Genomic DNA, 24,538 nt, shown 5'->3' on the forward strand with positions numbered 1-24,538 from the left:
GAAGAGCAGATCTTTACCCATGGCAGACAAAGGTTCAGATACAGTATTGAAGGGCATCAGCGGATCACCGGGGATCTGCATCGGCCAGGCTTATCTCGTGGATCGGGAGGGCGTGGACGTTGTGGAGAAGTACACCGTCCGACCCGAGAGCATCCGAGACGAAGTGAACCGTTTCAAAACAGCGGTGAAAAAGTCCGAGGACGAGCTCATCGAAGTGATTGAAGAGCTCCCCGAGGAGCTCCATCATCACCTGACGATCCTGGAATCCCATCTTGCCCTGTTCAAGGACAAGATGCTTTACGAACGGGCCATCGACGCGATCCGTGACGAAAGCATCAACGCGGAGTGGGCCTTGAAAAAGGTGGCCACCCGTGCCAAGGCCATGTTCCAGGACATTGCCGACCCTACTGAAGGCGGCGGCGGCGGCCGCAAGACTCGGATCGCATCATGATGAATCTCGTAGGGGTCGACGCCGTGAACATCGGCAACATCGACAAGCGGGTGGTCCTCGTGGCCAAAGACCTGACCCCTGCAGACACCAGCCGCATCCAGCTGGAGCGCGTCAAAGGCTTCGTCACCGACCGCGGCGGGAAAACTTCCCACACCAGCATTATCGCGCGGACCCTTGAGCTGCCCTCGGTCATGGGCCTGGGCAACGTGTCCGCCCTGATCAAGAACGACGACATCATCATCGTGGACGGCAACGACGGGCTGGTCATCATCGACCCCTCGGACGAGACCCTCCTCGAGTACGAAGAGAAGAAGCTGCGCTACGAGACGCGGCGGGCCAATATCAAGCGCCGGAGCAAGATTCCCGCCACCACCGTGGACGGGGTGACCATCAAGCTCATGGGCAACATCGAGCTGGCCGAGGAGATCGTCTCGGTGATGGACTACGGTGGAGAGGGCATCGGCCTGTTCCGCACCGAGTTCCAGTACCTGAGCCGTTCCCATTTCCCCACGGAAGAGGAACTCTACGAGCAGTACCGGGAGGTGGCTGAGCTCATCTTCCCCGAGCCCGTGGTAATTCGGACCCTGGACATCAACGGGGACAAGGCCCTGGCCTATGCCCGGGAGAACGACGAGGAGAACCCGGCCCTGGGGCTTCGGGCCATCCGGTTCTGCCTCCAGAGGCCCGATGTGTTCATGACTCAGCTCCGAGGGATCCTGCGTGCAGCCGCCTTCGGCAATGTCCGGGTGATGTTCCCCATGATCTCCGGCGTGGAAGAGGTTCTGGAAGCCAAAAAGATGCTCAAAGAGGCTGCTGCCCAGCTCGAAGCCGAAGGGATTCCCTACAGCGAGAACTTCGAGATCGGCATCATGGTTGAGGTTCCCTCTGCCGTGGTTATGGCCGAGCGCCTGGCCGACGAAGTGGACTTTTTCAGCATCGGCACCAACGATCTGACGCAATACACCCTGGCCATTGATCGCGGCAACCGTAAGGTGGCCCATCTTTACAACTCCCTTCATCCTGCGGTGCTGCGCATGATCAAGCAGGTGGTGGATGTGGGCAAGAAGCACGGTGTTAAGGTGTGCATCTGTGGCGAGATGGCCTCGGAGCCCGCCAACATGCCGGTGCTTCTGGGCATGGAGCTTGACGAGCTCTCCATGACGCCCCAGTCCCTGCCCATGGTCAAGGAGATGGTTCGAGGCCTGAGTTTTTCCGAGTCCCGGAAGTTTGCAGCCAGGGTTCTTGAGGCAACCACCGTGGACGGCGTGGCCTCCATGATGGACGAGTTCGTCTACCCCGAAGAAAACGAGAACGGCACCGCTTCGGCGTGATGCCTTCGGCCGCCTGCGCGGCCCCATGAGAAACCGGTGCCGCATAGGCGGCCACCGGTTTTTTTCGACCGCATCTCTGTATTCAGGGCCATGCGGGATCAGCCACCGCAAGGTGGGCAAGGACAGCGATTATGGCAGAAAAGAGCACCCGAACCATCGCCAACAACAAAAAGGCGCGGTTCAACTACGAAATCACCGATCAGTACGAGGCCGGCCTGGTCCTGGTGGGCTCCGAGGTAAAATCCCTGCGCGACGGGGCTGTGAACCTCAAAGAGTCCTACTGCAAGATTGCGGAGAACGGCGAGCTGTTCGTCTATCAGATGAGCATCTCCCAGTACCCCTTTTCTTTTCACTCCAACCACGACCCCCTGCGCCCGAGAAAGCTGCTCCTGAACAAGAAGGAGATCCGCAAGATCTCGGACATGCTCAACATCAAAGGGTGCTCTCTTATTCCCTTGAGCATTTACATCAAGGGCAATCGCATCAAGATGAAGGTGGGAGTCGGCCGTGGCAAGAAGCTCTACGACAAGCGACAGACCCTGAAAGAGCGGGACGCCAAGCTGGAGGTGAACCGCATGAACAAGCAGAAAGACTATTCGGATTAACACGCCCGGGTTGCAGCGCAAGAGCGCCGCGCCCGAAGATGCCTCCGGAATCACCCTGACCATTGACAGGCCGCCCCGGATGCATTACTTTACGTTTGATCTGAGCCACCCACCTCACAGGTTCAGATCAAGTCACATCTCTTATGAAGCCAATTTATGGGGGCGTCCTGGGTTCGACTGGGATATGAGAGCTGTTTGACTGCACTCCGAGGATGATCGTTGGCCTCGTTAATAATCGATCACAACATAAATGCAGACGATTATGCATATGCGGCAGCTGCTTAGCAGTTAATCCGCAAAAAAAATGTATCCTTCGGGATGCACGTCACCTGACCTTCTCACTTAAGGCCAACGTGGCGACACTTTAATGTGATAGGGACCGGAAGCCTGGTATTCCACCACCTGGCGGCGTCCGGAACCGAAATTAATGCTGTAAGGGGACGTTCAGGGGACCGAGTCAGCGGGTAAAACCTGGATGTATTTGGATGCTGACTATGAGTGTAGAGGTCTTACGGGGAATTATTTCAGGACGCGGGTTCGATTCCCGCCGCCTCCACCAGTTATAAAGCCTGTTAAATCAGGTGGTTAAGATAGTCTAAAAGCACCGTTTTTAAGCAATGTGGCGTAAAATGTGGAAGTTTTACGAGGGCCACGCTTAAGAGAGGTGCTTTTTTGCGTACATGCTTTCAAATTTCCCACCGTCATCCTTCCTCAGCGCCGGGATAAACCGGGCATACACCGTGTAAACCATCGTGAGATCCGAGTGGCCCAAGGTTTTGGCCACCCATCCGGGCTGTTCCCCTGCTGCCAGGGCCCAGGAGGCAAAGGTGTGCCGTATCTCGTACATCCGACGGTGGGCCATGCCTGCGCGCTGTCGGCCCTCTCCCAAAGTTGGCGCATCTTATCCTGGTTGATGGGCCTGCCTGCCATGTTGAGGAACACATACTCACTCTTCAAGTGGGCGGTGAGCTTCTTCTGGCGCTCCAGGATCTCCCGCATGGCCGGGCGAAGCTCGATGCTTCGGCGGCTGCTCTCCGTCTTCAGGTCTTCCTTTTCAAGCCCCTTCACCCGGCTCAATTCGATCTCGATGTAATCGCCATCGATGGCAGACCATTTCAGGGCCACCTGTTCCGAAGGCCTGAGTCCTGTGTTGACGGCAAACTCAAAGTAAGGCTTGTACCAGGGCCGAATAAACCCCATCAGCTGCTGCCACTCCTCCATGGTGAAGGGGTTGACCTGGATTTTTTCCGCTTGGGCATCTTCAGCGTGATGAACGGATCCGGCATGGCCCATTCATACTCGGCAAAGGCATCGGCCGTGATGGCCCGAAGCGGGATGAAGACGTTGTTCAAAGTGCTGGCCGCAAGGGGCTTGTCGTATCGGTTCCGCATGCCGGTGAGATGCGCCAGGAACCGCTTCATGGTCATGATTTTGAATTCTGAAAAGGGCATCTCTCCGAAGTAGGGCAGGAGATAGAAGTCCGCGATCTTCTGGTAATCGCATATCTCCACGGTCATGCCCGGCTTCATTTCCTTCATCCACTTTTCAAAGTAGCTGCCGAAGGTGATCTCCTCGGGCGTTGTGTTCAGCGTGCGCCCTTCCAGAAGGGTGAAGTGGTCCCTTTTCTTGCTGTACGGAAAGGTGTAGGCGAACTCGAACTCCCCTCCGCGATCTCCACATGGATCTTGTCCAGGAAGAGTCTCAGCTTCTTTGCGGTTTTCTTTGGTGTCGGCAAGCCCGGAGGGCTCCCTCACCCGTTCGTTTTTGTAAAAGAAATAGACATAGAGTTTCCCGCCTCGTTCGTAGACGGATCCTTTCTTGTTCTGATTCAGCTTGTCCCGCTTCCAGTCTTTCTTTTTCTGGTTGGGGAAGTCGATCAAAACGGCTTCGTTTCCTGTCATGTTGTATCCTTTCGTGCCACCTCCTTTCATCTGTATCAGCAAGACGATACAACACGGGGAAGGGCGATGCCAATTACATATTGATAAGTCGGCCTGGGAATGTTTTTGGTTCTCTTCTTTGGCGGTTCAGGTTTCGCATGAAGGCGCGCCTGGATCGCAGGCCAGTAAAAGAGCAGCACACCGGATATGCGGATGACTTCCACGCCCTGCTCAAATTTGCCGTCGCAGTTCCAGTTCAGGATGGTCTTGTGGCTGATCCGAAACACCTCGGCCAGCTCTTCTGCCGTCAGGTAATCTCTCTTTCAGCTCTGCAACCAGTTTTTCGTTGATTCGCGCCACTGTTTTTCCTCCTTACGTCCGACGTGCATTTTAATCTCCAGAGTGTCTCCAGATTACGGGTGCACGCAACCCGTGGTGAGTTTGTATCTATCTATTCAACTTTCGCTTATGAGGTTGAGCTGGTTTTTCCTTGCTGCCTGAAAAGTTGACAAGTTGGTATAGGTTTTATTAGCTTGCCGTTGCGTCTAACTTTTAACTTTTATGATGTATGGTGGTTTAAATGGGATTGCTCGATAGTTTGCAAAAGCTAATCAACGAACACGGAAGCAGTACGATCCTCCGGGAGCGGTTGCTCCTCATCAAAGAGGAGTCGGACAAGCTCACGAATTATTGTCGCCATTTGAAGATGGAACTTGCCAAGTGCAAAGAAGAGAACAAACAGGCTTCGAAAGCAGCTTGAAACCCAGGCGGTTACCGAGCAATTTGTTGAGTACCGAGGGGCATTTTTTAAACGCCGGTCTTCGGGTGCATATGATCCAACGGTTTATTGTCCGATGTGTCATGCGCCTCTGGGGTCCATGGAAGGCTTTTTTCCGTATGCGTGTGATCGATGCAATATCGAGCTTGATTTTAATGGCAATCAACTGCCGCAAATTTTGAAAGAGTTGTCTGAAATAGAGTGATTGTTTCTTCCGACCCTCCACCCGTTTCTCATTAATTCGCATCATCCTGTCCTTCCTCAATCTCTCACGCACATGGGGTCCCGGAGCAGTTCCTCCAGGGCCTCGTTCATCGCTTTCTTTGTTTTATGCTTGCTCACCAGCTTCCAGCCGCCGGTGTGGCCGCTGAGGCTTCTTGTAGTACACATTGCCGTAGCCCAGCGTCCGGAAGATCCGAAAGCCAGCATTGAGGAGCTTGACCCGGCAGGAGCCGGTGAGGTTAGAGAGGCCCTTCCTCCTGGTTCATCATGGACAGCGCCATGTTCGGGATCCGTTCAAGCTCCGTCTTCAGGTCCCGAAGGGCCAGGACCAGGGCCGCGGATTCATCCGGCTTGCATTCGGTCAGGTTCACCTTTCGGATTTCGTCCGTCAGCTTCTCCACCCGGGCGGTGGCCCTGGTTGCTTTGGATTTCTTCGCCTTGGGTTGCTTCGGTTCGTCCGTCTCGTTTGTTCTGATGCCTGTGGCCTGGTTGAATGCCGCCTCCATGGCTTCTGGAGTCTCCATCCGGGAGATGGCGATGAGGGCCCGTTTTGAGATGTCTACGCGTAGACATTTTTCCGGATCGCCTCCGGCAGCTTGTTGAGGCCCAGGGTTTCGGTGATGTTGTTGCGGGACTTGCCCACAACCCGGGCCAGGTCCTGGTGGGTGTATCGGAACTCTTTCTGCATCCGGGCATAGGCTTCGGCCTCTTCCATGGGCGTGAGGTCCTGCCGGAACATGTTTTCGATGAGGCCGATCTCCGCCGGGCTCCCCGTGGTGACGTAGCAGGGCACCGTGGCCTTGCCTGCCAGCTTGGACGCCCTCCACCGCCTCTCACCGCCCCCGATGAAATATTGGTCCTTTTCAACGAAGATGCATAAGGGGGTGATGACGCCCTGGTGCCGGATCGACTCGGCCAGGGCCTCCAGCTCCTCCTGGTTGAACACCTGCCGGGGCTGGTACGGGTTCGGCTTCAGGGCATCCACCGGCACGTTGAGAAAGCTGCCCTGGGGCAGAAGCTCATGGGATGAGGTCCCGGACTCCCCGCCGAACCCGGCAGCGATCTTCACCTTTTTGTTGGCTCCGAGCTTTTTCATAAGGCCAGGTACTCCTCGGTGAGGGCGGCATAGTCCTCGGCCCCGATCCCCTTGGGCGCGAATTGAAAAATGCTCTGCTCCTCGATGGCCGCCTGGAGCAGGGGCTCCGTCTTTCGGATCTTTGTCCGGAGCATGATCTCCCGGTATTGCGCCAGCTCGCCCTCCGCCCATTCATTGGTGCGGGTGGTGGTGCTGCGGTACATGGTGACAAACAGGCGCACGGTCTTTCCGGCAAGGCCGATTTCGGCGATCTTGTTATGGATGTTGGCGATCCCGCCGATGGAAAAACTCCCGTAGTCGCAGGGGATCAAGACATGGGTGGCCGCCACCAGGGCGTTGACGGTCAGCAGGCCCAGGGAAGGGGAGCAGTCCAGGAGCACGTGGTCATAGTCCAGTCCCTGGAGGGCCTTGGCCAGCCGGGACTCGGAGAACAGCTCCGGGATCAACAGGTCCTCGGCACGCTTCAACGTCTCGTCCGCCGGGAGCAGATCCACAAGGCCGCCCAGGACATCCTTCACCACCGCTTCGGGGATCCCCGCCTCCTGGTGGAGCACATGGCTTGTTGTGTAGGCACAGCCCGAAGCAAACACTCCGGCGGCGCTGGTGAGGTTCGCCTGGGGATCCAGGTCCACAAGGAGAACCCGTTTTCCCTCCAGGGCGAGCCCGGCGGCCAGGTTGATGGCGGTGGTGGTTTTGCCCACGCCCCCTTTTTGGTTTGCGATGCAGGTAGTTATCATTATAAAGATTTCCTTTATTAGATCAGCTTAGGCTTTTCAGTTTAGCTGGTAGTCTCTTTATAATTCGACAATAAAGATTTATAATCTATATGTCAAGAATCTCTGTTTAGGTGCTGATAATATGCTTCGGTATAAGCTTTTTGTTGTATGTTTGCTGAAGAGAGAAATTATTGGAATTTGAGATTTTATTTTGTGGTGTTACTGCATGGTGAACAATGTTAATTCTATCTTGCTCAAAAGGTGTATTTTTTATATAGATTTCATATAATATGCTCAGCTTGCTTGGCTTTCTTTTTGTTTTTTCTAAAAATAAATGGTTTATGATGTTTTATTGATCAAGTACGGGGGGGCTCCATGGGTATGTATGGAGAATGGTCATATGACCGCAAATTTAGGTGTTTAGAATAGAATGAAAACGCTGCTTTGCATTTTGGGAGTTGTGTCGGTTGTTATTGCCTTTATCAGTAACCTTAGTAATATCATTGCAAACTATTCTAAAAATCAAATATTCGTTATTAAATGTACTCAAAAAATACGCGATATCTATTATACGTTTCATATGCCCTCCTTTAGGGGGGATAATAAAAGAACTATATATATAATATTTGTTTTGGTCGTTGGGTTTTTATGTATGTATCTTATATTGGATAGCCATATTAAAAATAATATCGATAATGAGTTATCTGAAATTAGGGTAAAAAGAGGCAGTAGTGAGTTACCATTATCTGGAGATATAATAGTCTCCATAGGCAAACAAGATATGGCCGCAAGTATTTTAAGGCTGGAACCTAAAAAAACAAAAGCCCAAAAAAATTTAACTTTAAAAGTTAAAACACCATATGAGTGGAGAATAGAAAATAAATCTAATAGAAAAACGAAATATACTTTGCAAGTAATAAAGGAGGAGGAAGACAAAACTGCTGAGCATAAGAGCGTAGTTATCCCATCTGAAGAGAATATTGAATTAACTTCTGATTCACCAATTGAATTACTTTTTTTAACTGAAGATTCACCAATTGAATTACTTTTTTTAACTGAATAGGAGACGTGGGTTTTGAAAAAATATCTTGTATTTCTGATTGTTATGCTTCTTTCTGTAGATTGTTATGCTCAATTAAATTCTGAGAAGAGAAATATTAGGTCTATTAAAGACTTAGAGAACGAGTTGACTCGGCTTGAAAATCGTATAGATTCTATAGAGTCTAATTCACAAAAAAAAGTTGATGTTTTTACGCAACTAAATGGAAAGATGAAGTTTTCTTCGCAGGGGTCGGTTATTGCAAGTGGGGTCCAGATTGATTTGATTAAATGCAAAAAAGACAAGATGATTATATGTGAATTTAGGATAACGAGTCTGGAATCAGATATTGTTATTAATTTACATAATACTAGTATTATTTATGATGAAAACGGCTTTGAGGGTAGGATTTCACAAGCAGACTTGGCTGGTGTTAAATCAAACTTCAAAACCTATTTAGGAGTGAAAAAAAGACTAATTGCAAACATACCCACATCGGCAATTTTCAAATTTGCACTGCCGAACCAAAACACTCAAGCAGTGTCAGCTATGCGCTTGGCTATTAAGGTTGGTAGAAATGCTGTAGAAGTAGTGTCTATTAAAAACATACTTCTAACAGATTAAATAATAATACAGTTAAGGGTTATGACGCTAAATCAAACAATGCGAGATGATTCTAATACGCTTTAATGCATCGTAAATTCTTAACCTTGCTGCGCAGATTTTTTCAAGATTTGCCCCGTTGATATCCCCGTAACGATAATCCTTGCAATTGTTATAAATTTCTTCGAGGTTGAGGCGACCTTCACTATCCATTTGGTGCAAATCCGCCGAAGGCGCCCAGAAAAGAAATCCGATAATCCCTGCATCTTTTTCAATACTGGCGTTGCTGAAGAAGTTTGCATGGAGTGGTGCATTGTGTGGGTAGACATGGCCGAGGCCGATGTGGCCCAGCTCGTGGCCTATGGATAGGGTAAAGTCAATGTCCGGCTGGTGAGGGTTGTACAAAACGACCTTTTTCCCATCATAGTGGAAGACGCAGGCGTTTTTCACGGAGTGGTCCTTGAGTACCACGATGCCGTTTCGCTCTGCCAGTTCGATCAGGTCGTTTTTTGAGAAAGGTTTTTTATTGAAGCCTTGCCAGTGTGTTTCAAGATCAAAAATCTGTCTATAGATGGATCCCACTAAAATCCCCGTTTTGCCAGATTGACCCTTGATTCTTTTTTCCATCTCTTCAAAGAAGCTGCACGCCTCCTTGTAAAAGCCCTCCTCGGTAAACTCTCCTTTCATGAATCGTTGAATCAGCTCTGGTTTTTCCTTCGCGTCACGCCCACCGGCAAAAGACATGAAGCCTGTAATGCCATAACGTTCAGCAGCCACCCTGGCGATGGACCATGCGCGCTCTTCAATGGGTAGTTTCATGATCTCATCATACCTGGGGAAGGGGCCACTCTCCTCTCCTCCCTTGCCAAGCAAAATGTAATCCGTTGAAACGTCCAATATGTCTGCAAGTTGAGTCAGGTTTTTGCCCTTTGGGATGTATTTGCCTTTGGTCCATTTATGGACGGTGTCCCAGCTCTTAAGTCCCAAGCGACGTTGAATTTCTGCTTTGAGATCTTCCTCTGTTTGAACAGCTTTTCAAGGCGTAAACCCACCTCTTCTTTGATTATTTCAGAATCATTTTTCATAATACTGTCTTATAGAATCATATTCTATATTTATCAATCCATTGTAGCTCTCTTGACATATGGATTATAAATCTATAATCTCTCGATTATGAAAATCACGACACTATCAAAAAAAGCAGGTGCATCCAACAACCCTTTATAAGGCAAAGGCCGGACTCACTTTCATATCCCCCAAGCTTGCCGGAAAAGCGACCCCATTACCGGTATCGAACGTGGCAAGTGGATTTGGCCTGACAAGTACGGTGATCCCTGGAAGCAACTAAAGGGTGTTGAGTGATTGTTTGACGTTTGATGATTGCCTCCAATTCGAGGTGGCTTGAGATGGATTCTGCGAGAGTGTGTTGATGTCTCGTGTACGGATTTCTACTCTTTATCACCTCTTTGTATGAGGAGATCGCATCAAGGACTACAGAAATTTTTCAGGAGGTTTTGGGAATGGTTTTAGGTGACACGGAGCGTGATGAGATCACCAACGAAGCCAATGCAGCGGTGAAGCACCGGTGTTTGAAGTCGGAGGTGGTCAAGCGGATCGCAGAGCGGATGTCTCTTTCTGAGGCGACCATCTACGACTACCTGGCAGGCCGCATCAAGATGAACCTTCGCCTTTTAAAGGCGGTGGTGGCGGTGACGGAAGATCCGTTTTTGATGAGGTACCTGGAGCCGGAAGGCATGAGCCTGGTCACGAAGGAGGATGTTTTTTGCCCTACGGACAACTGGGACAAGGAGTCCTTTGACGTGGTGTCGGCTATTTCGACGCTTCGGGAGAAGGCCCAGGAGTTGATGACCAACGGTAAACCCACCAAGAATGCGCAGCTTGAACTGCTGGCAAGCTTTAAGCAGTGCCGCAGGGAGCTGGACGAGTTGGAGGCACTGATTTTGGGGAGGGTAAGCAAGGAAAAGGCCGCTTGACTGAGAAGCGGTGGATTTCATTTGAACAAGAGGCAAAAGAAAAGGCCCCGACAGCTGGCACTGTCGAGGCCCTAAAAGTGTACTAAAAACGTAAGGAATATTTAACACACGATTCTGCTCTGAACAAGAGAAAAGTTGTGTTGTTGGAAAGGCTTAATTGATATGGGTATCGCCCTGGATAAGTTGACCGAAGCCCAAAGGGCCGACATTGCAAAATCGCTGTTCTGTGTGGACGCAAAAGCATCAACTGAGGCGGAACTTCGGGGGCTGTGCCCCATTCATGAGGAGACGAACCCCTCCTTCAGTTACAATGTGAAAAAAGACGTTTACCACTGCCTTGGGTGTCAGGCAAGCGGTGACCTGGTAAAGCTGTACAGCCTGTGCCGTGGCCTGGACGCTAAGGATGGGTTTAAGGCCTTTTTGAATGAATACGGCATTGAGACCGACCGCAACGCGCCTGCCGGATCCCTGACGCCCCACCAACCCAAACCAAAAACAAAAGCCAAGGCAGAGCCCGAAGCGGACCCCCTTGATTACACCACCATGCGGGAAGCCTGGGCCAAGTTTCCGCCCCTTCCCGATTCCTGGGTGGAGCGCCTTGCCCAGACCCGCATGTGGACCCGGGAGGCCATCGAGGCCCTGGGCCTTCGCATGCAGACCCACCGCCAGGACAGCAAGACAGGGGAGCTGGTTTATATCAGGAACCCGGAGTGGCGAAAGATCGCCTTCCCCATCCATGAAGACGGGGAGCTGGTGAACATCATCCTCTACAAGCCCGGGGCCTCCGAATACAAGATGGTCTCCTGGGCCAAGGGCTTCGGCCAGACCCGGCTGTTTCCCCCGGCCCCCCTTAAGGAAGGGCCCGTCCTCTACGTGGAGGGCATCACCGACGTGGTGTGCGCGCTCTCCATGGGGTTCAACCCCATTGCCAACACCACCAAGCCGAAGAAGTGGGCGCAGACTCACCTGAACCAGCTCCTGGACCGGGACATCATTGTGGCCCGAGACTGTGACCAGCCAGGCATGACCTACGGGGACGTCTCCTGTCAGAACCTTTACACCGTGAGCCGGACCCTGAAGCTCATTAACTGGCCCGGTTTCATGGGGCGGCGTGATGACGGCCAGTGGCCGGAGAAGCACGGCGAGGACCTCACCGACTTTTTTGCCAAGCACGGCCAGACTTCTGACGACCTGCAAAACCTCATCGACCATGCCGAGCCCTACGTCATGAAGGACTCCGGAGAGATCTCCTGCGCCCGGGATTTTTTTTCATATGGGGTAGGGGACCGGCTCTCCTTCAAGCCCCGGCTCCTGGCTGAGCGGATCCTCCAGGACCTTTCGCTTCTGAATGACCCGGAGACGGGCCTTCTCTACAAGTGGGAGAAGACCCACTGGGTGGTCTTCAAGGAGGATCACGTCAAGAAACGGTGCATCAAGCTGCTTGGGGAGGAGTCCAAGGCCAACCGGGTGAGCGATGCGGCCCTTCAGGCTCGGATGCTCAGCACCATTCCCCACGGCAGGGCGGTGAACGACCAGGACGACTGGGTGTGCCTTGAAAGCAGCATGCTAAATTTAGAAACCCTTCAAACCCGGCCTCACCACGTGAGCTATTACAGTACCTGCTGCCTCCCCATCGACTACGACGGCCACAACAAGGCCCAGCCGGAGCGGTGGTTTCAATTTCTGGAGGAGACGATCCAGAACCCGGCGGTCATCGACCAGCTCCAGGAGTTCTTCGGATACTGCCTCACCCGAGATACCCGCTACGGCAAAGCCCTTTTTCTCTTCGGGCCGGGGGCGGACGGCAAGTCCACGGTGATCAAGATCCTGCGGCACATGGTGGGCATCCAGAACTGCTCTTCCATCGGCTTTGCGGATCTTGAGGACCAGTTCCTGCGATCCAGCCTCTACAACAAGCTGCTGAACATCAGCACGGAGGTGGGGGCCAAGGCCCTGGACAGCCCCTTTTTCAAGGCCATCGTCACCGGGGATCCCATCACGGCGGCCTTCAAGCACCAGGACGCCTTTGACTTTACGCCCTATTGCAAGCTGATCTTCGCGGCCAACAAGAAGCCCCGCGTCCTGGACAACTCGGACGGCTTCTTCAGGCGGGTGTTGCCCATCCAGTTCAAGCGGCAATTCCTGGGGAAAGATGCCGACACAGAGCTTGAAGAGAAGCTCCTGGGGGAGCTGTCCCAGATCTTCGCATGGTCCCTTGAAGGCCTCCATTGCCTGCGCAAGCAGGGCGGCTTTACCCGATGCCAGGAAACCGATGACCTGCTCATGGAATACAAGTTCAGCAACAACCCGATCCTGAGCTACGTGGAGGACCGGTGCGATGTGGGCGAGTCGGCGGGATACACGTCAAAAGACAAGCTCTTCGGCAGCTATACCGAGTGGTCACGGGCGCGCAATTTTGCCCCCATGAACTACGACAACTTCTTCCGGGAGCTGTACCAGGCCATTGACTGTCTGGCCCAGTATCGAGCCCGTGACGGCAAAAAGAGGGTGCAATGCGTCAAGAACATCTCCCTGAAGATTATCGCATGATGCGGCCCTCGATCCCCGCACCCCTTGAGTGCAGACAGGGCGCCTTCAAGGCCTCGAAGTGGTCAGCCCCTGGTCAGGGGTTGGTCAACCCTGACGCCCGGACCCCTGACCGGATATCCGATGTAAAGTCGAGCTGATAGGTGGGGTGGTCAACCCGGTCAACCCTCCACGCCACATATTGCGTGTGCAGGCGTTAAGAGGCCCCCTGAAAAGTTTTCCGTTTTCTGAAAAAAAGGGCTGACCACCCTGACCAAATAAAAGAATTCAGGGGCTTAACCCCTGACCGCATCGTTTGACCGGGGTTGACCGGGTTGACCGGTGAGGGAAGGGGGGCCGAAGAGGCCCAAGCGGCTTGGGTCCTTCTCAGGCTTTGCCCCATGCGGGTACGAATGAGCGCGATAGTTCTTCGCATTTAAATTTTAAAACGAGCTGGAACAATGGAAACCACTGAAAACACAGCAACGGCAATCAACCCCGGCACACCGGCAACCTTCACGGCAGCAGACGCCCTGGCGGCCTTCGGGCCTGAGTTTCTGGATGCCGGGTTTTGCCCAGAGCTGGGTTCTGCGGCGGCTTCATCCCGCCGGTGTCTTTTGTCCCGGATGCGGGGCGGAAATCGAAGGTGACAATCGGCTGCAACGTTTCTGGAGCGGCCTTCGTCTGACCTGCCCGGCCTGCGGGAAATTCTTTACAGCGCTTACGGGTACGTTTCTGGCCCGGAGTCAACAGAGCTTCACGGAGCTGGTGCTTTTGGCCTTCCTCCTTGAGGCCGGGTTCTCGAACACAGAAACAGCACGGCTCGTCCGGAACCATCCCAATACGGTTCGTATGTGGCGACTGAAGTTTGAAACACTCAAAGAAGTTGAAAGTCTGATTCATGCACATTGAATTTTTAGAAGTCGAGACGCTCGTTCCTTACGTCCGGAACCTAAAGAACCATCCCAAGGGCCAGGTTGAAAAGATCTGCTCGTCGATCGAGGTCTTCGGGTTTCGCATTCCGCTCCTGGTGGATGATGACCTGGTTATCATTTCTGGTGAGGGAAGGCTTTTGGCTGCTCAGCAGCTTGGAATGGCAACCGTCCCCTGCATCCGCGTGGCGGACCTGACCCCGGAGCAGATCCGGGCCTTCCGCATTGCGGACAACAAAGTGGCGGAGTCCGATTTCAATCTGGACGAGATCGCCCTGGAGCTGAAGGAACTGGCGGATCTCGACTTTGACCTTGAAGCCACCGGGTTCGACTGCTCGGAGATTGATCACCTCATCGGGGACCTGCTCCTGGAATCCGGCCAGACGGATCCCGATGCTGTGCCCGAGGTGGACGAGGTCGCAGAATCCCGTTGCCAGGCCGGGGACCTCTGGATTCTGGGTGAGCACCGGCTTCTCTGCGGGAATGCCGTGGAGCATGAAGATTTCTTAAAGCTCATGGATGGCGAGTCGGCCCACATGGTGTTCACCGATCCACCTTACAACGTGGATTACACAGGCGGCACCGAGAAGAAGCTGAAAATTGAAAACGACAACCTGAACAACCAGAAATTTTATGACCTTCTCTTCGGTGCGTTTACCAACATGTGTGAGCACACTGTCCCTGGTGGCGGCATCTACGTTTGTCATTCGGACGCGGAGTGGAAAAATTTCAGGGAGGCCCTGGCCAACTCCGGCTGGCTCCAGAAGCAGTGCCTCATCTGGGTAAAGAACGGCTTTGTGCTCGGCAGGCAGGATTATCACAGCAGGCATGAGCCCATCCTTTACGGATGGAAGCCGGGCGCGGCCCGTCGGTTCGGGGGAAGAAAACAACAGAGCGTCACTGAGAGTGACTCCCTGATGACAATCGAAAAAGAGGAAGACGGCCAGTCCATTTTAACGTTCACGGATGGAATCCAGCACATCGTGGTTCGGGTTTCTGATTATGAGCTTCTTTTCCAGGGGGGGGATGCGCTCACCTCCATATGGAACGTTGCCAAACCGCTGAAGAGCAGCGACCACCCCACCATGAAGCCGGTGGCCCTCATCGAACGGGCCATTCGCAACTCATCAAAGCGGGGGGAGATTGTCCTGGATTGCTTCGGCGGCTCCGGTACAACCCTCATAGCATGTGAACGTACCGGCAGACGATGCCGCACCATGGAACTGGGAACCCATTACTGCCAGGTCATTGTAACGCGTTGGGAAGAATTCACGGAAAAAAAGCTGAGGTTGTACGGATTTGACGGAACAAAAAGACACGCGAGATATCAACGACATTGCAGGGGAGCTGAGCGACCGGGATTTCAAGGTGCTGCTTAAAGCAAAGCAGCAGGCCCAGCTCCGGGTGGCGCAAGAGGCCACCGCCGAAAATGTCCGTACCTGAAACCAGATCAACAAAGCTTTGCATGACCTCGGCCAACAGAAAAAGGGCCGGAAGAGATGTCGACTCCAACACTATCAAACCCGTTAGCCGTGACAGAGTATCTGAACGACAAGGGGTGGAAGGTTTCAAAGTCAAGTGTCTACGGGCATTTGAAAGAGGGGAAGTTAAAAGCGGTGGACGGGGTGTTCCACATCAAGGACGTGGAAAAATACGCAGCCCTTCACCTGAAAAGACAAGACGGCACCAGCCCGGCTGAGGAGGCGGGCCAGCTCCAGAAAGAAAAGCTGGAAGCTGAAACCAGAAAGGCGAAAGCCCAGGCCAAGCACTGGGAAATGAAGACCCTGGTGGAGTCCGGCCAGTACATCGACCGGGATCTGTTCAACGGGGACCTGGCGGCACGGGCGGCGATCTTCAGGAACGACCTGGAGACCTTCTTTCGGGTCCAACGCCGGGGAGATGATCAAGCGAGTGGATGGGGACACGAGTCAAAAATGCGGACCTCATCGATTATTGCCTGGAACGGATGGAGCTGTTTCTTGGGCGGTATGCGGAGCCCAAAAAATGGCCAGTTTTGAAGGTGGATATGGAAGGAGAAGACGCAAAATGACAGCAGAAATCATCGAGTTTACCGACGCCGAGCGCCGGATTTTCAAGGCAAAGGAGAAGGTGACCGTCTCCCCAGTGGGCCGAACGGCATCGGCGGGTCTCCAAAGGCCCGGCCCAGGGGCCGTGGACCAACGATCTCACCCATTACCTGGTGGAGCCCATGGACGCCTGGAACCTTCCCTGGGTGCAGAAGATCTTTCTCTGCTTTGCCCCCCAGACCGGGAAAACCCAGGTGGCCATCAACTGCATGGAGTATGCAGCGGACCAGGATCCGGGTCCGGCCATGTACGTGATGCCCGATGAAAAGGCGGTGAAGAGGATCAGCAGGCGGCAGATCGTCCCTGCCCTGAAGTCCACCCCCAGAATTGCGGAGCTTCTGAGCCAAAAGGCTGATGATGTGTCCACCCTGTCCATCAACTTCACCAACGGCATGGACATCATGATGGCCTGGGCCACGTCCCCTGCGGTGATGGCCTCGGAGTCCGTCCGGTACCTCTTCTTTGACGAGCCCGGCAAATACCCGGAGTTCGCGGGGAAGGAGGCAGACCCCATCTCCCTGGGCGAGGTGAGGACCAACGCCTACCCCTTCACCAAGAAGATTCTCTATTTCTCCACACCGGCTGAAGACGGGGACGCTTTCTCCGGCTCATGGCAGAAGACGTGGAGCTGATGCACCACTACGAGGTGCCGTGTCCCATTTGCGGCACATTCCAGAAAATGGAGTTCCCAAGCATCCACTGGCCCAAAGGCTCCCAGGCAGACCCCAAGACCGTGGTCAGCCGAAAGTCCGCCCGGTACACTTGCACGAAGTGCGGCATGGATTGGGACGACATCGACCGGAACCGGGCTGTGAAAGAGGGCAAATGGGTCCCGGAGAAAGAGATCAACCGACCCGTGGCCGTAGGCTACCACCTGCCGTCCTGGTACTCCCCCTTTGTAAGCCTCTCCGATGTGGCCGCAGCCTTTCTGAAGGGCCTTCAGGACCCGGCCAAGATGATGGCCTTTGACACCCAGCACAAGGCCGTGCCCTACAAACCCGTCATGGCCACCACCGATGAAACCAAACTCCTGGACCACAAAACCGACCTTCCGCCGGGTATCGTTCCCAAGGAAGCCGTGGCCCTCACGTGCGGCATCGATATGCAGAAGACCAACTTCTATTTTGTGGTCAGGGCCTGGGACAAGGATCTCACAAGCTGGCTCATCCAGTACGGGACTCTTTCCACTTGGGACGATGTGGAACACCTTGTATTCAACACCCGATTTCCGGTCCAGGACTCCTCGGAGACCAAGGGGATCTTCCGGGCCGCACTGGATACCGGTGGCGGCATAAATGCCGATGACGACTGGACCCGAACTGAAGAGGCCTACGAGTGGCTCAGGGACAACAGCCGGGGCGTGATCTTCGGGATCAAGGGGGCATCCAAGACCCAGTTCCAGAAGGTCCAGGTGAAACTCATGGACAAGATGCCCCGAAGCAACAAGCCTATCCCCGGCGGCCTGGAGCTGCGCCTCCTGGACACCCACCAGCTCAAAGACCTTCTGCACTACCGGCTTGCCCGAAAAGAGGCGGACCCCGAAACCGGCAGGCCCGCCGACGCCCAGCGGTTCTACCTCCACTCGGAAACCGACCTGGCCTACGCCAAGCAGTTCCTGGCCGAAGAGAAGCGCCGGGATAAGAAGACACGTAAGATCAAGTGGCAGCAGATCGGAGGCCGGGACAACCACCTCCTGGACTGCGAGGTCTACGCCGCTGCCTGCGCCGACTCGGCCTGGACGCCCAGCATCCGGTACCTGGCCAAGGTCCAAGAGAGGAAGAAAGACGCACCCAAACCAAAACCGGCCCCCAAGCAAGAGGCCCAGGACGTCCGACAAAGAATCACAGGAAATCGAAACCGGCCCAGCTGGTACAACAAGAGGTAACGAGCGATGATTGAACGAACGGTGAATGTAATGGAAGCGGCAGAGATGATCTCTTGTTCACGGGCTCATGCGTACAGGCTTCTAGAGGCAGGGGAAATCAAAGGGTATTACACTGGGAATCGGAGGGGGCTGCGGGTGATTGAGCGGAGTGTGGAGGAGTTCGTGGAGAGGCGGAAGGAGGAGGCTAAGGACGGAGGTTTAGGGGATGTGTTACGCGTAGACATCCAATAATTTCAGATTGAGAAAGGGGGGGCAAATGTCAAGACGTGATTCCTTTTCCGACCCCATTTCCTCTTTTTCCTCCGGCCAAGATGATGGCCTTTGACACCCAGCACAAGGCCGTGCCCTACAAACCCGTCATGGCCACCATCGATGAATCAAAACTCTTGAAATACAAAACAGATCTTCCTTCGGGTATCGTGCCCAAGGAAGCAGTGGCACTCACTTGTGGTATCGACATTCAGAAGAGCAACTTCTACTTTGTTGTCATGGCCTGGGACTAGGACCTCACAAGCTGGTTCACCCAGTACGGGACGCTTTCCAATTGGGGCGATGTGAACGCCTATGACGACTGGACTCGGACGGAAGATGTCTACGAGTGGCTGAGGGGCAACAGCAGGGGGGTAATCTTCGGGATCAAGGATCTCCAAGACCCAGTTCCAGAAGGTACAGGTGAAGGTAGTGTACATGTTACCTCGAAGCAACAAGCCCATTCCCGGTGGCCTGTAGCTCGGCTCCTGGGTACCCACCAGCCCAAAGACCCTCTGCATTATCGGCTTGCCCGAAAAGAGGATGGGCCGAAATCGGCAAGCCTGACGGCCCTCAGCGGTTCTACCTCCACTCGGAAACCGACCTGGCCTACGCCAAGCAGTTTCTGGCCGAAGAGAAGCGCCGGGACAAGAAGTCCAAAAAGGTCATCTGGAAAGAGATTGGAGGACGGGACTACCTTTTCGACAGCGAGGCTTATGCTGTTGCCTGTGCCGACTCGTTCTGGGCTCCCAGCATTCGGTTCTTGGCAAAGGTTGAAGAGAAGAGAACGTTAGCCCCTAACCCCAGAACCACTCCGAGACCAGAACCCACATCAGCCCCACAGGCAGATGCACGAAAACCCAAGGCAATCGAAAACGACCCGCCTGGTATAGCAAGAGGTAAAGGCATGGCAGAACGAACGGTTAATGTGATTGAAGCAGCTCAAATGATCCCTTGTTCACGGTTTCATATTTATCGGCTGCTATAGGCGGGGGGATTACGGGATACTACACGGGGAACAGAAGGGTTATTGAGCGGAGCGTTGAGGCGTTTGTGGAGAGAAGGAAAAAACTACATATATAAAATTATATGCTTGAATTCTAATATGGAATTATTTAGTTTAACAAAAGTTAAATAACGTTTTGTGTTCAACAGTATAAATTGTTCACTCGAAAAAAAAAACTACATTATACAGGTAAACCTTTATTCATCAAAGTGTGCTCATGACAACTACAGAATATAAAAAAAACTTATTCGAGCCTTTTCGAATTACGGACGTTACGATTTCTTTTTGTTACTTACCTTATCCAAATATTGAACGTATGATATATGATTTCGAAAAAAAATTTTCATCTCTATTTGATGGGTGTCAAGCTGTTTCGACTAAGGTTAATGATAACGCATCACTTGACATTCCTCGTTTTTTTTTTTGCAAAGCAGAAGGTCGAGTAAAAGGTTAGAGGTTTCAATGGTTCGTGCTAAAATATTCTTTAATTTCAGGGATGCTGATTTTTCTATAATTAAAAATGCTTTAGCAAAAAATACATTGCCAATAATTAAATATATAGAGAATGACACAAATATAAGTATTGATAATATTGAATCAAATGTAGTAATTCAATTGCCCTTAAAAGAGAAAGAGTATAATATTGAAGAAAGTCTTTTTCAAAAGTATTTGAATATACAAAAACCATCTAAGGTAACGCAATCATCATTCATGTTTCAAGAAGAATGTGGTGAATTACTCAATACTTATTCGATAGGGCATTACGAGAGTCTTAAGTATAATTTGAAAGCTCCTGTTGAGAGTAATAAAAGTACATCCTACTTAAGAATAGATAGGTCTAACTCCACTACAGAAGAAAAGGGTGTATCTATAGGTTTAGGGCTAAAAAGTAAAAATCGCTTAAATGGTGATTCTAAGATTAATAGCTTTGAGTTATATGATAAAATCATCGACGCAACTATTAAAAAAGCCAAACAAGCCCTATTAGGTTTACTGAATAATGAATAATAATTCTGATAATTCAAATAGCATTTATACTCAAATCTCAGATCTAAATCCATACCTGCACAATGATTCATATTCTCAGCACTATATCCGTGTTGAACAGAGCCAGGGTGTTGTGGAAGGGATTGTCTCAGATAGATCTAATCCTACATCCGTATCAGATCTTAGCGACAAACTTGATAGAGTTATTGATATGGTGGGCAGGCATACTGCCAGTGCAGAAGATCATTTTACTGAAACCCCTAAAGCCATACAAGAAATAGTTTTACAAAATAGTACTCTAATTTCTAAGGTAGACTTCTTACAAAATGAAGTGAAAAACAATTCACGAATTAGACGATTTAATTCGGTTGCTCTTTCATTTTTTCTGTTTTTTTCTTTAGCGTTCGTTTTAGATGTTTTTTTTAACTATAGCCTAAGTACCATTAGCTGGTACAGAATTGGTATGATTATATCATTAATTGTTTATGTTATTTCTCATAAAATTCAGGGATATTTGAATGAACTATAATGATTTTGAAAAAATAATTTATGCTTATTATTCAATGAAAACGTGTGATAAAATTTTAACAGCAATTGTGATTATTGCCTTTATGTGGTTTTGTTATTTGCTTGTGAAACAACTTTTCGTGTTCGTCGTTAAGACCGGTTTAAATCTAAGTAGTTTTTTAGATTTTATTACAACTTGTCTCGATATTTTCCGAAAGTATGAATTAAAAACTATGGCTGGGGCCATTAATTTCTTATCAACAATAAGTCTCGCAATATTGACATTTATTTCTTTTTGTTCTAACACATTGATTACGAGTATGCTAGGTATACCTAAATCTACTACTACATCACTAATTATGCTTTCTGTTTTTATTTTTGTAGGGTTTACAAGTATGTACTTGTTGTATACTTTTGATAAACTCAAAGAGAACTTATAGCTATTCTATTAATCTCAGGGAAAGGGGCCGCGTCTTGACATTGGACATTCTGGCAAGCCCCTTAAGATATATAGAATCTCTGGATTGTGATAATCTGCTACGGCCGGCTTTTTTATAATGCATTACAATCTTTTTGACCTTTATCCAGTTCGGCCTCAAACCGCTGATTAACAAATTGGGAAGCAATGAAAAGAAGTTGGCGACCCCTTTTTTTCATCAAAAATCAACCAAATCCTCAACTTTCCGTTTCAAAGGAGTATCACTAAGCAAGTGCCAACGCCAAAAAACAGAAAATGGGAATGAGACCTTTAACATCGCCTCAAGTCGACCTTTTGCATGTTTTTTTTCTTCATCTGAAAACCTTTTATCAACTATTATCCTTCGATAATCGAGAAAATTAAAGTAGTGGTTGAACAGTTTTTCCATTAATGATGAACGAGTAATTCCCCTTAGTGGAGTATTTGTTTCATTGTAACATTTATCTAAGAGGCCAATTGTGTTTATTGTTTTAATGTCTGGCGAAGAATTAGTCGATGTTACAGATATTGGCCCATCTGCATAACTCGGCATCAAACACTTTACTTCTTTAAATACATCTATACTATTATCACAACAATCTAATAGATTTGTATGTTTAGTGCCTTTAATACTGTTGCGGCCGCACAGGCATAATAAAGGTTATTCCAATCATACATTTTAGTCTTGTCACCCTTATGCGGATCAAAGTGTTCAATCTCTGGGGCTGATAACTCATCTTGTTCGCATAAATAGCACTTGCCGTGAAACATTCACTCAAGTTCTACAACTGTAGCTGTATTATATTGTTCATCATTCAAACAGGTTGGTGCGGGTAGCGATCTGGTTGTGTTAAACATTAATATTACTCCTGATCCAACAATGCATTAACGCCGAGCATATAATACGCTTTAGAACGACTATCTAGGTTGTTTTCAAATGGTTTGATACTGTTTACCAATTTCTTAAGATTTGTATAATCTATTTTCTGAGAATCGACCATCTTGCATATATCATTTATGATATCATCGAGTATTATGGATGTGGTTTTAGTTCCAAGTAGGCCTTCAGTTATTGAAGTATGAGAGTATATAGATAAGTCTTCGTCGATTGAAGTGTTCGTGTTTAAATCATATATTACAAAATCTTTAACGGAGACAATTACAAAAGGAGAGTGTGTGGTTACTATAAATTGGACATTCGGAAATGAAGATGTAAGGAAAGGAAGAATTTTTCTTTGAAGTGAAATATGAAGATGTACGTCAATTTCATCGATAAATGCCGTTCCACCAAGTTCTTGAGGTGTTATTTTGAAGTATTCAGTTCGCATCAACAAATCAGCGTAAATATCAAAAATAGCAATATAGCCTGAAGATAACGTTTGAAATGTATAAGGCGCTTTTCCCTTTTGAAGTATAGTAAATTTAAGACTGTCAGAATCAAAATGCAATTTTGTTGTATCATCTTCCATAAGAAATTTAAGATTCGTTTCAAATTGTTCAAACCAAGAAGTTATCTTTTCCGAAAGCGCCGTGTCATTATCTTCCGCAAATGCTAAAGCCCTTCTGTTTCGGAGGTTAACCAAGTGCTGTTCTAAATGAGTTCCTGCATTATTACTTCCCAAATATTATCTAATAGATTTTGATTGTTTTTAATCCGTGTGCAGTTTCAGCAGGAGAAATATTCGCATTACGAGTAGATTCGAATAATTTAATTAAAGCAATCTTATCATCATACTGTGAAGAAAACTCGATATTATTGTAAAAGTCAATTTGGATACCATTAGTAATAGTATCCAACTCCTTTTGATAACGATTTATTATTCTCATCGTGGAATCGTGATATGATGTCCCTTTTTGTTGTGTTTTTAGATGTTCCCTTTGACTTTTAAAGTATTATTAATTTGTTGGGTATCGGCTTGTTTTTTATTTGCAATAAGGATGTGTGTTTTTCTATAAAGCTCTTTTAATAGTGAAGTTTTACCAGATCCATTTGTACCTGTTATAATGAGGTTTGACCCATTTAAGCTGATGTCAATTTCCTTACGTAAATTTGGAATTTTGCCATTCAGACGTCTTATATAATGTCGCATTTTAATACCTTAAGGTTAGGTTTTAATTTTAGATATCCAATGTCTTATTGATGGAAATCAAGAGAATTTGCCTTCCTTTAATCTACCGTACTGTTTATATCTATCATCCCCGTTCATGTAAAGATAAAGACCTATCTTCCTATATTATTCCTGGAGAGTGATGTGTTAATTGTGTTTATAATCGATTGTACAAAATGGCTATCGTGTTGTTTCTCTTGCTCTTATAGATATGTACGTAAACGTAGACAAAATTTTGTTAACCCAACCCCAACACCACCTTTTCTGTAGCTTTCCAAAATAAAGTGTCTCTCACGTCTCCCTCATCTCACACGTCTCTCTCGTAACAGACACCCACCCCCGCCCCATGCCATATTCCCCCCATGGCTATTTTCACTCTACAAGAACTCGATGAACAGATCGCAGCTTTCAAGCAGGCCCTCCTCGCTATAGCTGCGAACCAATCCTATAAGCTTGGCAAGCGGGAGTTTGTCCGTGCCGACATTGATGAGATCCGGAAGACTCTGGTGTTTTTGGACCAGGAGCGGAGCAAGCTTGTTTCCGGTGCCGGGCCGAAGTTTGTCACGGGGAGGATCGTTCGATGACTCCTTTATTATATGGGCCGGACAATCGGCCCCTTTCGTCCTCGTCTTCTGTTGCGGCCAATACCTCCTACGGTGTGCATCGGAAGGCGGGGGGCCATTCCGGTACGTTGGCCAACTGGATGACGTCCCGGATGAACCGGGATTCTGAGCCCTATGAGCGCAGCACCATTGCGTCTCGGGCTCAGGATTTGGTGGCCAACGATCCCCATGCGGCGAACATCACGGACAGCATGGGGGTGAGCGTTGTGGGGACGGGGCTTCGGCCCCAGTCTCGGCCCAACTGGAAGCTGCTGGGGTGGAGTGAAGAGCAGGCAGAAGCATTTCAGACCCAGGCAGAGTGGGCGTTTTCCATTTGGGAGACGGAAGCGGATGCCGGTGGACAGCTTGCTTTCTGGGAGATTCAGTTTCTTTCGGTTCAGTCTTTGGTGGTGAACGGGGAGTTTCTGCGATTCGGCGATGATAGATGAGCCGGGCCGGACGTTTTCCTTGGCCTTG

The 24,538-nt window shown here is 50.0% G+C and carries 28 protein-coding genes, 1 other RNA gene and 1 pseudogene; 20 read left to right on the forward strand and 10 right to left on the reverse strand.

Going from position 1 to position 24,538, the window contains the following annotated elements:
- Window positions 1–19 precede the first annotated feature (19 nt).
- The 4 genes from ACOYW1_RS31920 to ssrA all read left to right on the forward strand — a co-directional run bounded on the left by ACOYW1_RS31920 (window position 20) and on the right by ssrA (window position 2,946).
- Window positions 20–451, forward strand: a complete 432-nt coding sequence (locus ACOYW1_RS31920; RefSeq protein WP_482421135.1) for a phosphoenolpyruvate-utilizing N-terminal domain-containing protein — start codon at window positions 20–22, stop codon at window positions 449–451.
- Window positions 448–1,782, forward strand: a complete 1,335-nt coding sequence (gene ptsP / locus ACOYW1_RS31925) for a phosphoenolpyruvate--protein phosphotransferase (RefSeq protein WP_482421136.1) — start codon at window positions 448–450, stop codon at window positions 1,780–1,782. Before ACOYW1_RS31920 ends, ptsP begins: the two co-directional genes overlap by 4 nt.
- Window positions 1,783–1,913: 131 nt before the next feature.
- Complete coding sequence (gene smpB / locus ACOYW1_RS31930) at window positions 1,914–2,387, forward strand: SsrA-binding protein SmpB (protein ID WP_180137184.1); 474 nt, start codon at window positions 1,914–1,916, stop codon at window positions 2,385–2,387.
- Between the two features lie 158 nt (window positions 2,388–2,545).
- Window positions 2,546–2,946: a transfer-messenger RNA gene (ssrA, locus tag ACOYW1_RS31935) on the forward strand.
- 152 nt (window positions 2,947–3,098) lie between these two features.
- Here ssrA and ACOYW1_RS31940 read toward each other — a convergent pair.
- The 3 genes from ACOYW1_RS31940 to ACOYW1_RS31950 are packed head-to-tail and all read right to left on the reverse strand — an operon-like array spanning window position 3,099 to window position 4,554.
- On the reverse strand, window positions 3,099–3,587 hold the full coding sequence (locus ACOYW1_RS31940) for a tyrosine-type recombinase/integrase (RefSeq protein WP_482421137.1): 489 nt from the start codon (window positions 3,585–3,587) through the stop codon (window positions 3,099–3,101).
- A complete protein-coding gene (locus ACOYW1_RS31945; RefSeq protein WP_482421138.1) occupies window positions 3,587–4,288 on the reverse strand; it encodes an Arm DNA-binding domain-containing protein in 702 nt (233 codons plus the stop codon). Before ACOYW1_RS31945 ends, ACOYW1_RS31940 begins: the two co-directional genes overlap by 1 nt.
- A 35-nt stretch (window positions 4,289–4,323) precedes the next feature.
- Window positions 4,324–4,554, reverse strand: a complete 231-nt coding sequence (locus tag ACOYW1_RS31950) for a hypothetical protein (protein ID WP_482421139.1) — start codon at window positions 4,552–4,554, stop codon at window positions 4,324–4,326.
- 311 nt (window positions 4,555–4,865) lie between these two features.
- On the opposite strand from ACOYW1_RS31950, the gene ACOYW1_RS31955 reads away from it, so the two are divergent.
- Entirely contained in the window at window positions 4,866–5,027 is a 162-nt protein-coding gene (locus ACOYW1_RS31955; protein ID WP_482421140.1) for a hypothetical protein, read from the forward strand.
- A 479-nt stretch (window positions 5,028–5,506) separates the two neighbouring features.
- On the opposite strand, the gene ACOYW1_RS31960 is transcribed toward ACOYW1_RS31955, so the two are convergent.
- Genes ACOYW1_RS31960 through ACOYW1_RS31970 form a run of 3 tightly spaced genes read right to left on the reverse strand, consistent with a single transcriptional unit; the run spans window position 5,507 to window position 7,100 of the window.
- Window positions 5,507–5,773: a hypothetical protein gene (locus ACOYW1_RS31960; protein ID WP_482421141.1), complete on the reverse strand. Its 267-nt coding sequence runs from the start codon at window positions 5,771–5,773 to the stop codon at window positions 5,507–5,509.
- Between the two features lie 53 nt (window positions 5,774–5,826).
- On the reverse strand, window positions 5,827–6,363 hold the full coding sequence (locus tag ACOYW1_RS31965) for a ParB/RepB/Spo0J family partition protein (RefSeq protein WP_482421142.1): 537 nt from the start codon (window positions 6,361–6,363) through the stop codon (window positions 5,827–5,829).
- Window positions 6,360–7,100: a ParA family protein gene (locus ACOYW1_RS31970; RefSeq protein WP_482421143.1), complete on the reverse strand. Its 741-nt coding sequence runs from the start codon at window positions 7,098–7,100 to the stop codon at window positions 6,360–6,362. The genes ACOYW1_RS31965 and ACOYW1_RS31970 overlap by 4 nt, the downstream gene beginning before the upstream one ends.
- 409 nt (window positions 7,101–7,509) lie before the next feature.
- On the opposite strand from ACOYW1_RS31970, the gene ACOYW1_RS31975 reads away from it, so the two are divergent.
- Both ACOYW1_RS31975 and ACOYW1_RS31980 read left to right on the forward strand, forming a co-directional pair.
- Window positions 7,510–8,142, forward strand: coding sequence for a hypothetical protein (locus ACOYW1_RS31975; protein WP_482421144.1), 633 nt, complete (start codon window positions 7,510–7,512; stop codon window positions 8,140–8,142).
- A 12-nt stretch (window positions 8,143–8,154) separates the two neighbouring features.
- Entirely contained in the window at window positions 8,155–8,742 is a 588-nt protein-coding gene (locus tag ACOYW1_RS31980; RefSeq protein WP_482421145.1) for a hypothetical protein, read from the forward strand.
- Between the two features lie 27 nt (window positions 8,743–8,769).
- Here ACOYW1_RS31980 and ACOYW1_RS31985 read toward each other — a convergent pair whose 3' ends face one another.
- The gene (locus ACOYW1_RS31985; RefSeq protein ID WP_482421146.1) at window positions 8,770–9,708 is read right to left on the reverse strand and encodes an ImmA/IrrE family metallo-endopeptidase; all 939 of its coding nucleotides are present in this window, start codon (window positions 9,706–9,708) and stop codon (window positions 8,770–8,772) included.
- A gap of 533 nt (window positions 9,709–10,241) precedes the next feature.
- On the opposite strand from ACOYW1_RS31985, the gene ACOYW1_RS31990 reads away from it, so the two are divergent.
- The 11 genes and pseudogenes from ACOYW1_RS31990 to ACOYW1_RS32040 all read left to right on the forward strand — a co-directional run bounded on the left by ACOYW1_RS31990 (window position 10,242) and on the right by ACOYW1_RS32040 (window position 20,916).
- Entirely contained in the window at window positions 10,242–10,715 is a 474-nt protein-coding gene (locus ACOYW1_RS31990) for a hypothetical protein (protein WP_092209066.1), read from the forward strand.
- 162 nt (window positions 10,716–10,877) lie between these two features.
- Window positions 10,878–13,265, forward strand: a complete 2,388-nt coding sequence (locus ACOYW1_RS31995) for a phage/plasmid primase, P4 family (protein ID WP_482421147.1) — start codon at window positions 10,878–10,880, stop codon at window positions 13,263–13,265.
- A gap of 537 nt (window positions 13,266–13,802) precedes the next feature.
- Window positions 13,803–14,153 carry a transposase gene (locus tag ACOYW1_RS32000; RefSeq protein WP_482421148.1) on the forward strand — a complete coding sequence of 117 codons (351 nt, stop codon included), beginning with the start codon at window positions 13,803–13,805 and terminating at the stop codon, window positions 14,151–14,153.
- Window positions 14,154–14,334: 181 nt separating this feature from the next.
- Complete coding sequence (locus ACOYW1_RS32005) at window positions 14,335–15,552, forward strand: DNA-methyltransferase (RefSeq protein ID WP_482421149.1); 1,218 nt, start codon at window positions 14,335–14,337, stop codon at window positions 15,550–15,552.
- 153 nt (window positions 15,553–15,705) lie between these two features.
- A complete protein-coding gene (locus ACOYW1_RS32010; RefSeq protein ID WP_482421150.1) occupies window positions 15,706–16,191 on the forward strand; it encodes a hypothetical protein in 486 nt (161 codons plus the stop codon).
- A 155-nt stretch (window positions 16,192–16,346) separates the two neighbouring features.
- A pseudogene (locus tag ACOYW1_RS32015) lies at window positions 16,347–16,892 on the forward strand (phage terminase large subunit family protein); the annotation flags it as partial.
- Window positions 16,871–18,145 (forward strand): terminase gpA endonuclease subunit, encoded by a 1,275-nt coding sequence (locus ACOYW1_RS32020; protein WP_482421151.1) that lies wholly within the window; start codon window positions 16,871–16,873, stop codon window positions 18,143–18,145. The pseudogene ACOYW1_RS32015 and the gene ACOYW1_RS32020, both read left to right, overlap by 22 nt.
- Window positions 18,146–18,151: 6 nt before the next feature.
- Window positions 18,152–18,376, forward strand: a complete 225-nt coding sequence (locus ACOYW1_RS32025; RefSeq protein ID WP_482421152.1) for a helix-turn-helix domain-containing protein — start codon at window positions 18,152–18,154, stop codon at window positions 18,374–18,376.
- A 35-nt stretch (window positions 18,377–18,411) separates the two neighbouring features.
- The gene (locus ACOYW1_RS32030) at window positions 18,412–18,648 is read left to right on the forward strand and encodes a terminase gpA endonuclease subunit (RefSeq protein WP_482421153.1); all 237 of its coding nucleotides are present in this window, start codon (window positions 18,412–18,414) and stop codon (window positions 18,646–18,648) included.
- Between the two features lie 1,214 nt (window positions 18,649–19,862).
- On the forward strand, window positions 19,863–20,408 hold the full coding sequence (locus ACOYW1_RS32035) for a hypothetical protein (RefSeq protein ID WP_482421154.1): 546 nt from the start codon (window positions 19,863–19,865) through the stop codon (window positions 20,406–20,408).
- A complete protein-coding gene (locus ACOYW1_RS32040; protein WP_482421155.1) occupies window positions 20,401–20,916 on the forward strand; it encodes a hypothetical protein in 516 nt (171 codons plus the stop codon). Before ACOYW1_RS32035 ends, ACOYW1_RS32040 begins: the two co-directional genes overlap by 8 nt.
- Window positions 20,917–21,550: 634 nt before the next feature.
- Here the strand turns inward: ACOYW1_RS32040 and ACOYW1_RS32045 are convergent.
- From ACOYW1_RS32045 to ACOYW1_RS32055, 3 genes are all read right to left on the reverse strand, one after another.
- On the reverse strand, window positions 21,551–21,904 hold the full coding sequence (locus ACOYW1_RS32045; RefSeq protein ID WP_482421156.1) for a hypothetical protein: 354 nt from the start codon (window positions 21,902–21,904) through the stop codon (window positions 21,551–21,553).
- 310 nt (window positions 21,905–22,214) lie between these two features.
- Complete coding sequence (locus ACOYW1_RS32050; protein ID WP_482421157.1) at window positions 22,215–22,973, reverse strand: AAA family ATPase; 759 nt, start codon at window positions 22,971–22,973, stop codon at window positions 22,215–22,217.
- A gap of 243 nt (window positions 22,974–23,216) precedes the next feature.
- Window positions 23,217–23,441 (reverse strand): hypothetical protein, encoded by a 225-nt coding sequence (locus ACOYW1_RS32055; RefSeq protein WP_482421158.1) that lies wholly within the window; start codon window positions 23,439–23,441, stop codon window positions 23,217–23,219.
- Between the two features lie 380 nt (window positions 23,442–23,821).
- On the opposite strand from ACOYW1_RS32055, the gene ACOYW1_RS32060 reads away from it, so the two are divergent.
- Window positions 23,822–24,043, forward strand: coding sequence for a DUF6148 family protein (locus ACOYW1_RS32060; protein ID WP_482421159.1), 222 nt, complete (start codon window positions 23,822–23,824; stop codon window positions 24,041–24,043).
- Window positions 24,040–24,510 (forward strand): phage portal protein, encoded by a 471-nt coding sequence (locus ACOYW1_RS32065; protein ID WP_482421160.1) that lies wholly within the window; start codon window positions 24,040–24,042, stop codon window positions 24,508–24,510. Before ACOYW1_RS32060 ends, ACOYW1_RS32065 begins: the two co-directional genes overlap by 4 nt.
- Window positions 24,511–24,538 lie beyond the last annotated feature (28 nt).

Source organism: Desulfoluna sp. CYM3A (assembly GCF_056829965.1).

What these genes read in the sequence shown, in the direction of transcription:
- ACOYW1_RS31990 (WP_092209066.1), top strand. Translation starts at nt 10,242, where the DNA reads ATGGTTTTAGGTGACACGGAGCGTGATGAGATCACCAACGAAGCCAAT.
- ACOYW1_RS31920 (WP_482421135.1), top strand. Translation starts at nt 20, where the DNA reads ATGGCAGACAAAGGTTCAGATACAGTATTGAAGGGCATCAGCGGATCA.
- ACOYW1_RS32000 (WP_482421148.1), top strand. Translation starts at nt 13,803, where the DNA reads ATGCCGGGTTTTGCCCAGAGCTGGGTTCTGCGGCGGCTTCATCCCGCC.
- ACOYW1_RS32020 (WP_482421151.1), top strand. Translation starts at nt 16,871, where the DNA reads ATGGCAGAAGACGTGGAGCTGATGCACCACTACGAGGTGCCGTGTCCC.
- smpB (WP_180137184.1), top strand. Translation starts at nt 1,914, where the DNA reads ATGGCAGAAAAGAGCACCCGAACCATCGCCAACAACAAAAAGGCGCGG.
- ACOYW1_RS32025 (WP_482421152.1), top strand. Translation starts at nt 18,152, where the DNA reads ATGATTGAACGAACGGTGAATGTAATGGAAGCGGCAGAGATGATCTCT.
- ACOYW1_RS31995 (WP_482421147.1), top strand. Translation starts at nt 10,878, where the DNA reads ATGGGTATCGCCCTGGATAAGTTGACCGAAGCCCAAAGGGCCGACATT.
- ACOYW1_RS32065 (WP_482421160.1), top strand. Translation starts at nt 24,040, where the DNA reads ATGACTCCTTTATTATATGGGCCGGACAATCGGCCCCTTTCGTCCTCG.
- ACOYW1_RS31940 (WP_482421137.1), bottom strand. Translation starts at nt 3,587, where the DNA reads ATGGGGTTTATTCGGCCCTGGTACAAGCCTTACTTTGAGTTTGCCGTC.
- ACOYW1_RS32005 (WP_482421149.1), top strand. Translation starts at nt 14,335, where the DNA reads ATGGCAACCGTCCCCTGCATCCGCGTGGCGGACCTGACCCCGGAGCAG.
- ACOYW1_RS31975 (WP_482421144.1), top strand. Translation starts at nt 7,510, where the DNA reads ATGAAAACGCTGCTTTGCATTTTGGGAGTTGTGTCGGTTGTTATTGCC.
- ACOYW1_RS31965 (WP_482421142.1), bottom strand. Translation starts at nt 6,363, where the DNA reads ATGAAAAAGCTCGGAGCCAACAAAAAGGTGAAGATCGCTGCCGGGTTC.
- ACOYW1_RS32055 (WP_482421158.1), bottom strand. Translation starts at nt 23,441, where the DNA reads ATGCGACATTATATAAGACGTCTGAATGGCAAAATTCCAAATTTACGT.
- ptsP (WP_482421136.1), top strand. Translation starts at nt 448, where the DNA reads ATGATGAATCTCGTAGGGGTCGACGCCGTGAACATCGGCAACATCGAC.
- ACOYW1_RS31960 (WP_482421141.1), bottom strand. Translation starts at nt 5,773, where the DNA reads ATGGAGGCGGCATTCAACCAGGCCACAGGCATCAGAACAAACGAGACG.
- ACOYW1_RS32035 (WP_482421154.1), top strand. Translation starts at nt 19,863, where the DNA reads ATGGTTCGTGCTAAAATATTCTTTAATTTCAGGGATGCTGATTTTTCT.
- ACOYW1_RS32045 (WP_482421156.1), bottom strand. Translation starts at nt 21,904, where the DNA reads ATGCCGAGTTATGCAGATGGGCCAATATCTGTAACATCGACTAATTCT.
- ACOYW1_RS31945 (WP_482421138.1), bottom strand. Translation starts at nt 4,288, where the DNA reads ATGACAGGAAACGAAGCCGTTTTGATCGACTTCCCCAACCAGAAAAAG.
- ACOYW1_RS31970 (WP_482421143.1), bottom strand. Translation starts at nt 7,100, where the DNA reads ATGATAACTACCTGCATCGCAAACCAAAAAGGGGGCGTGGGCAAAACC.
- ACOYW1_RS32040 (WP_482421155.1), top strand. Translation starts at nt 20,401, where the DNA reads ATGAATAATAATTCTGATAATTCAAATAGCATTTATACTCAAATCTCA.
- ACOYW1_RS32060 (WP_482421159.1), top strand. Translation starts at nt 23,822, where the DNA reads ATGGCTATTTTCACTCTACAAGAACTCGATGAACAGATCGCAGCTTTC.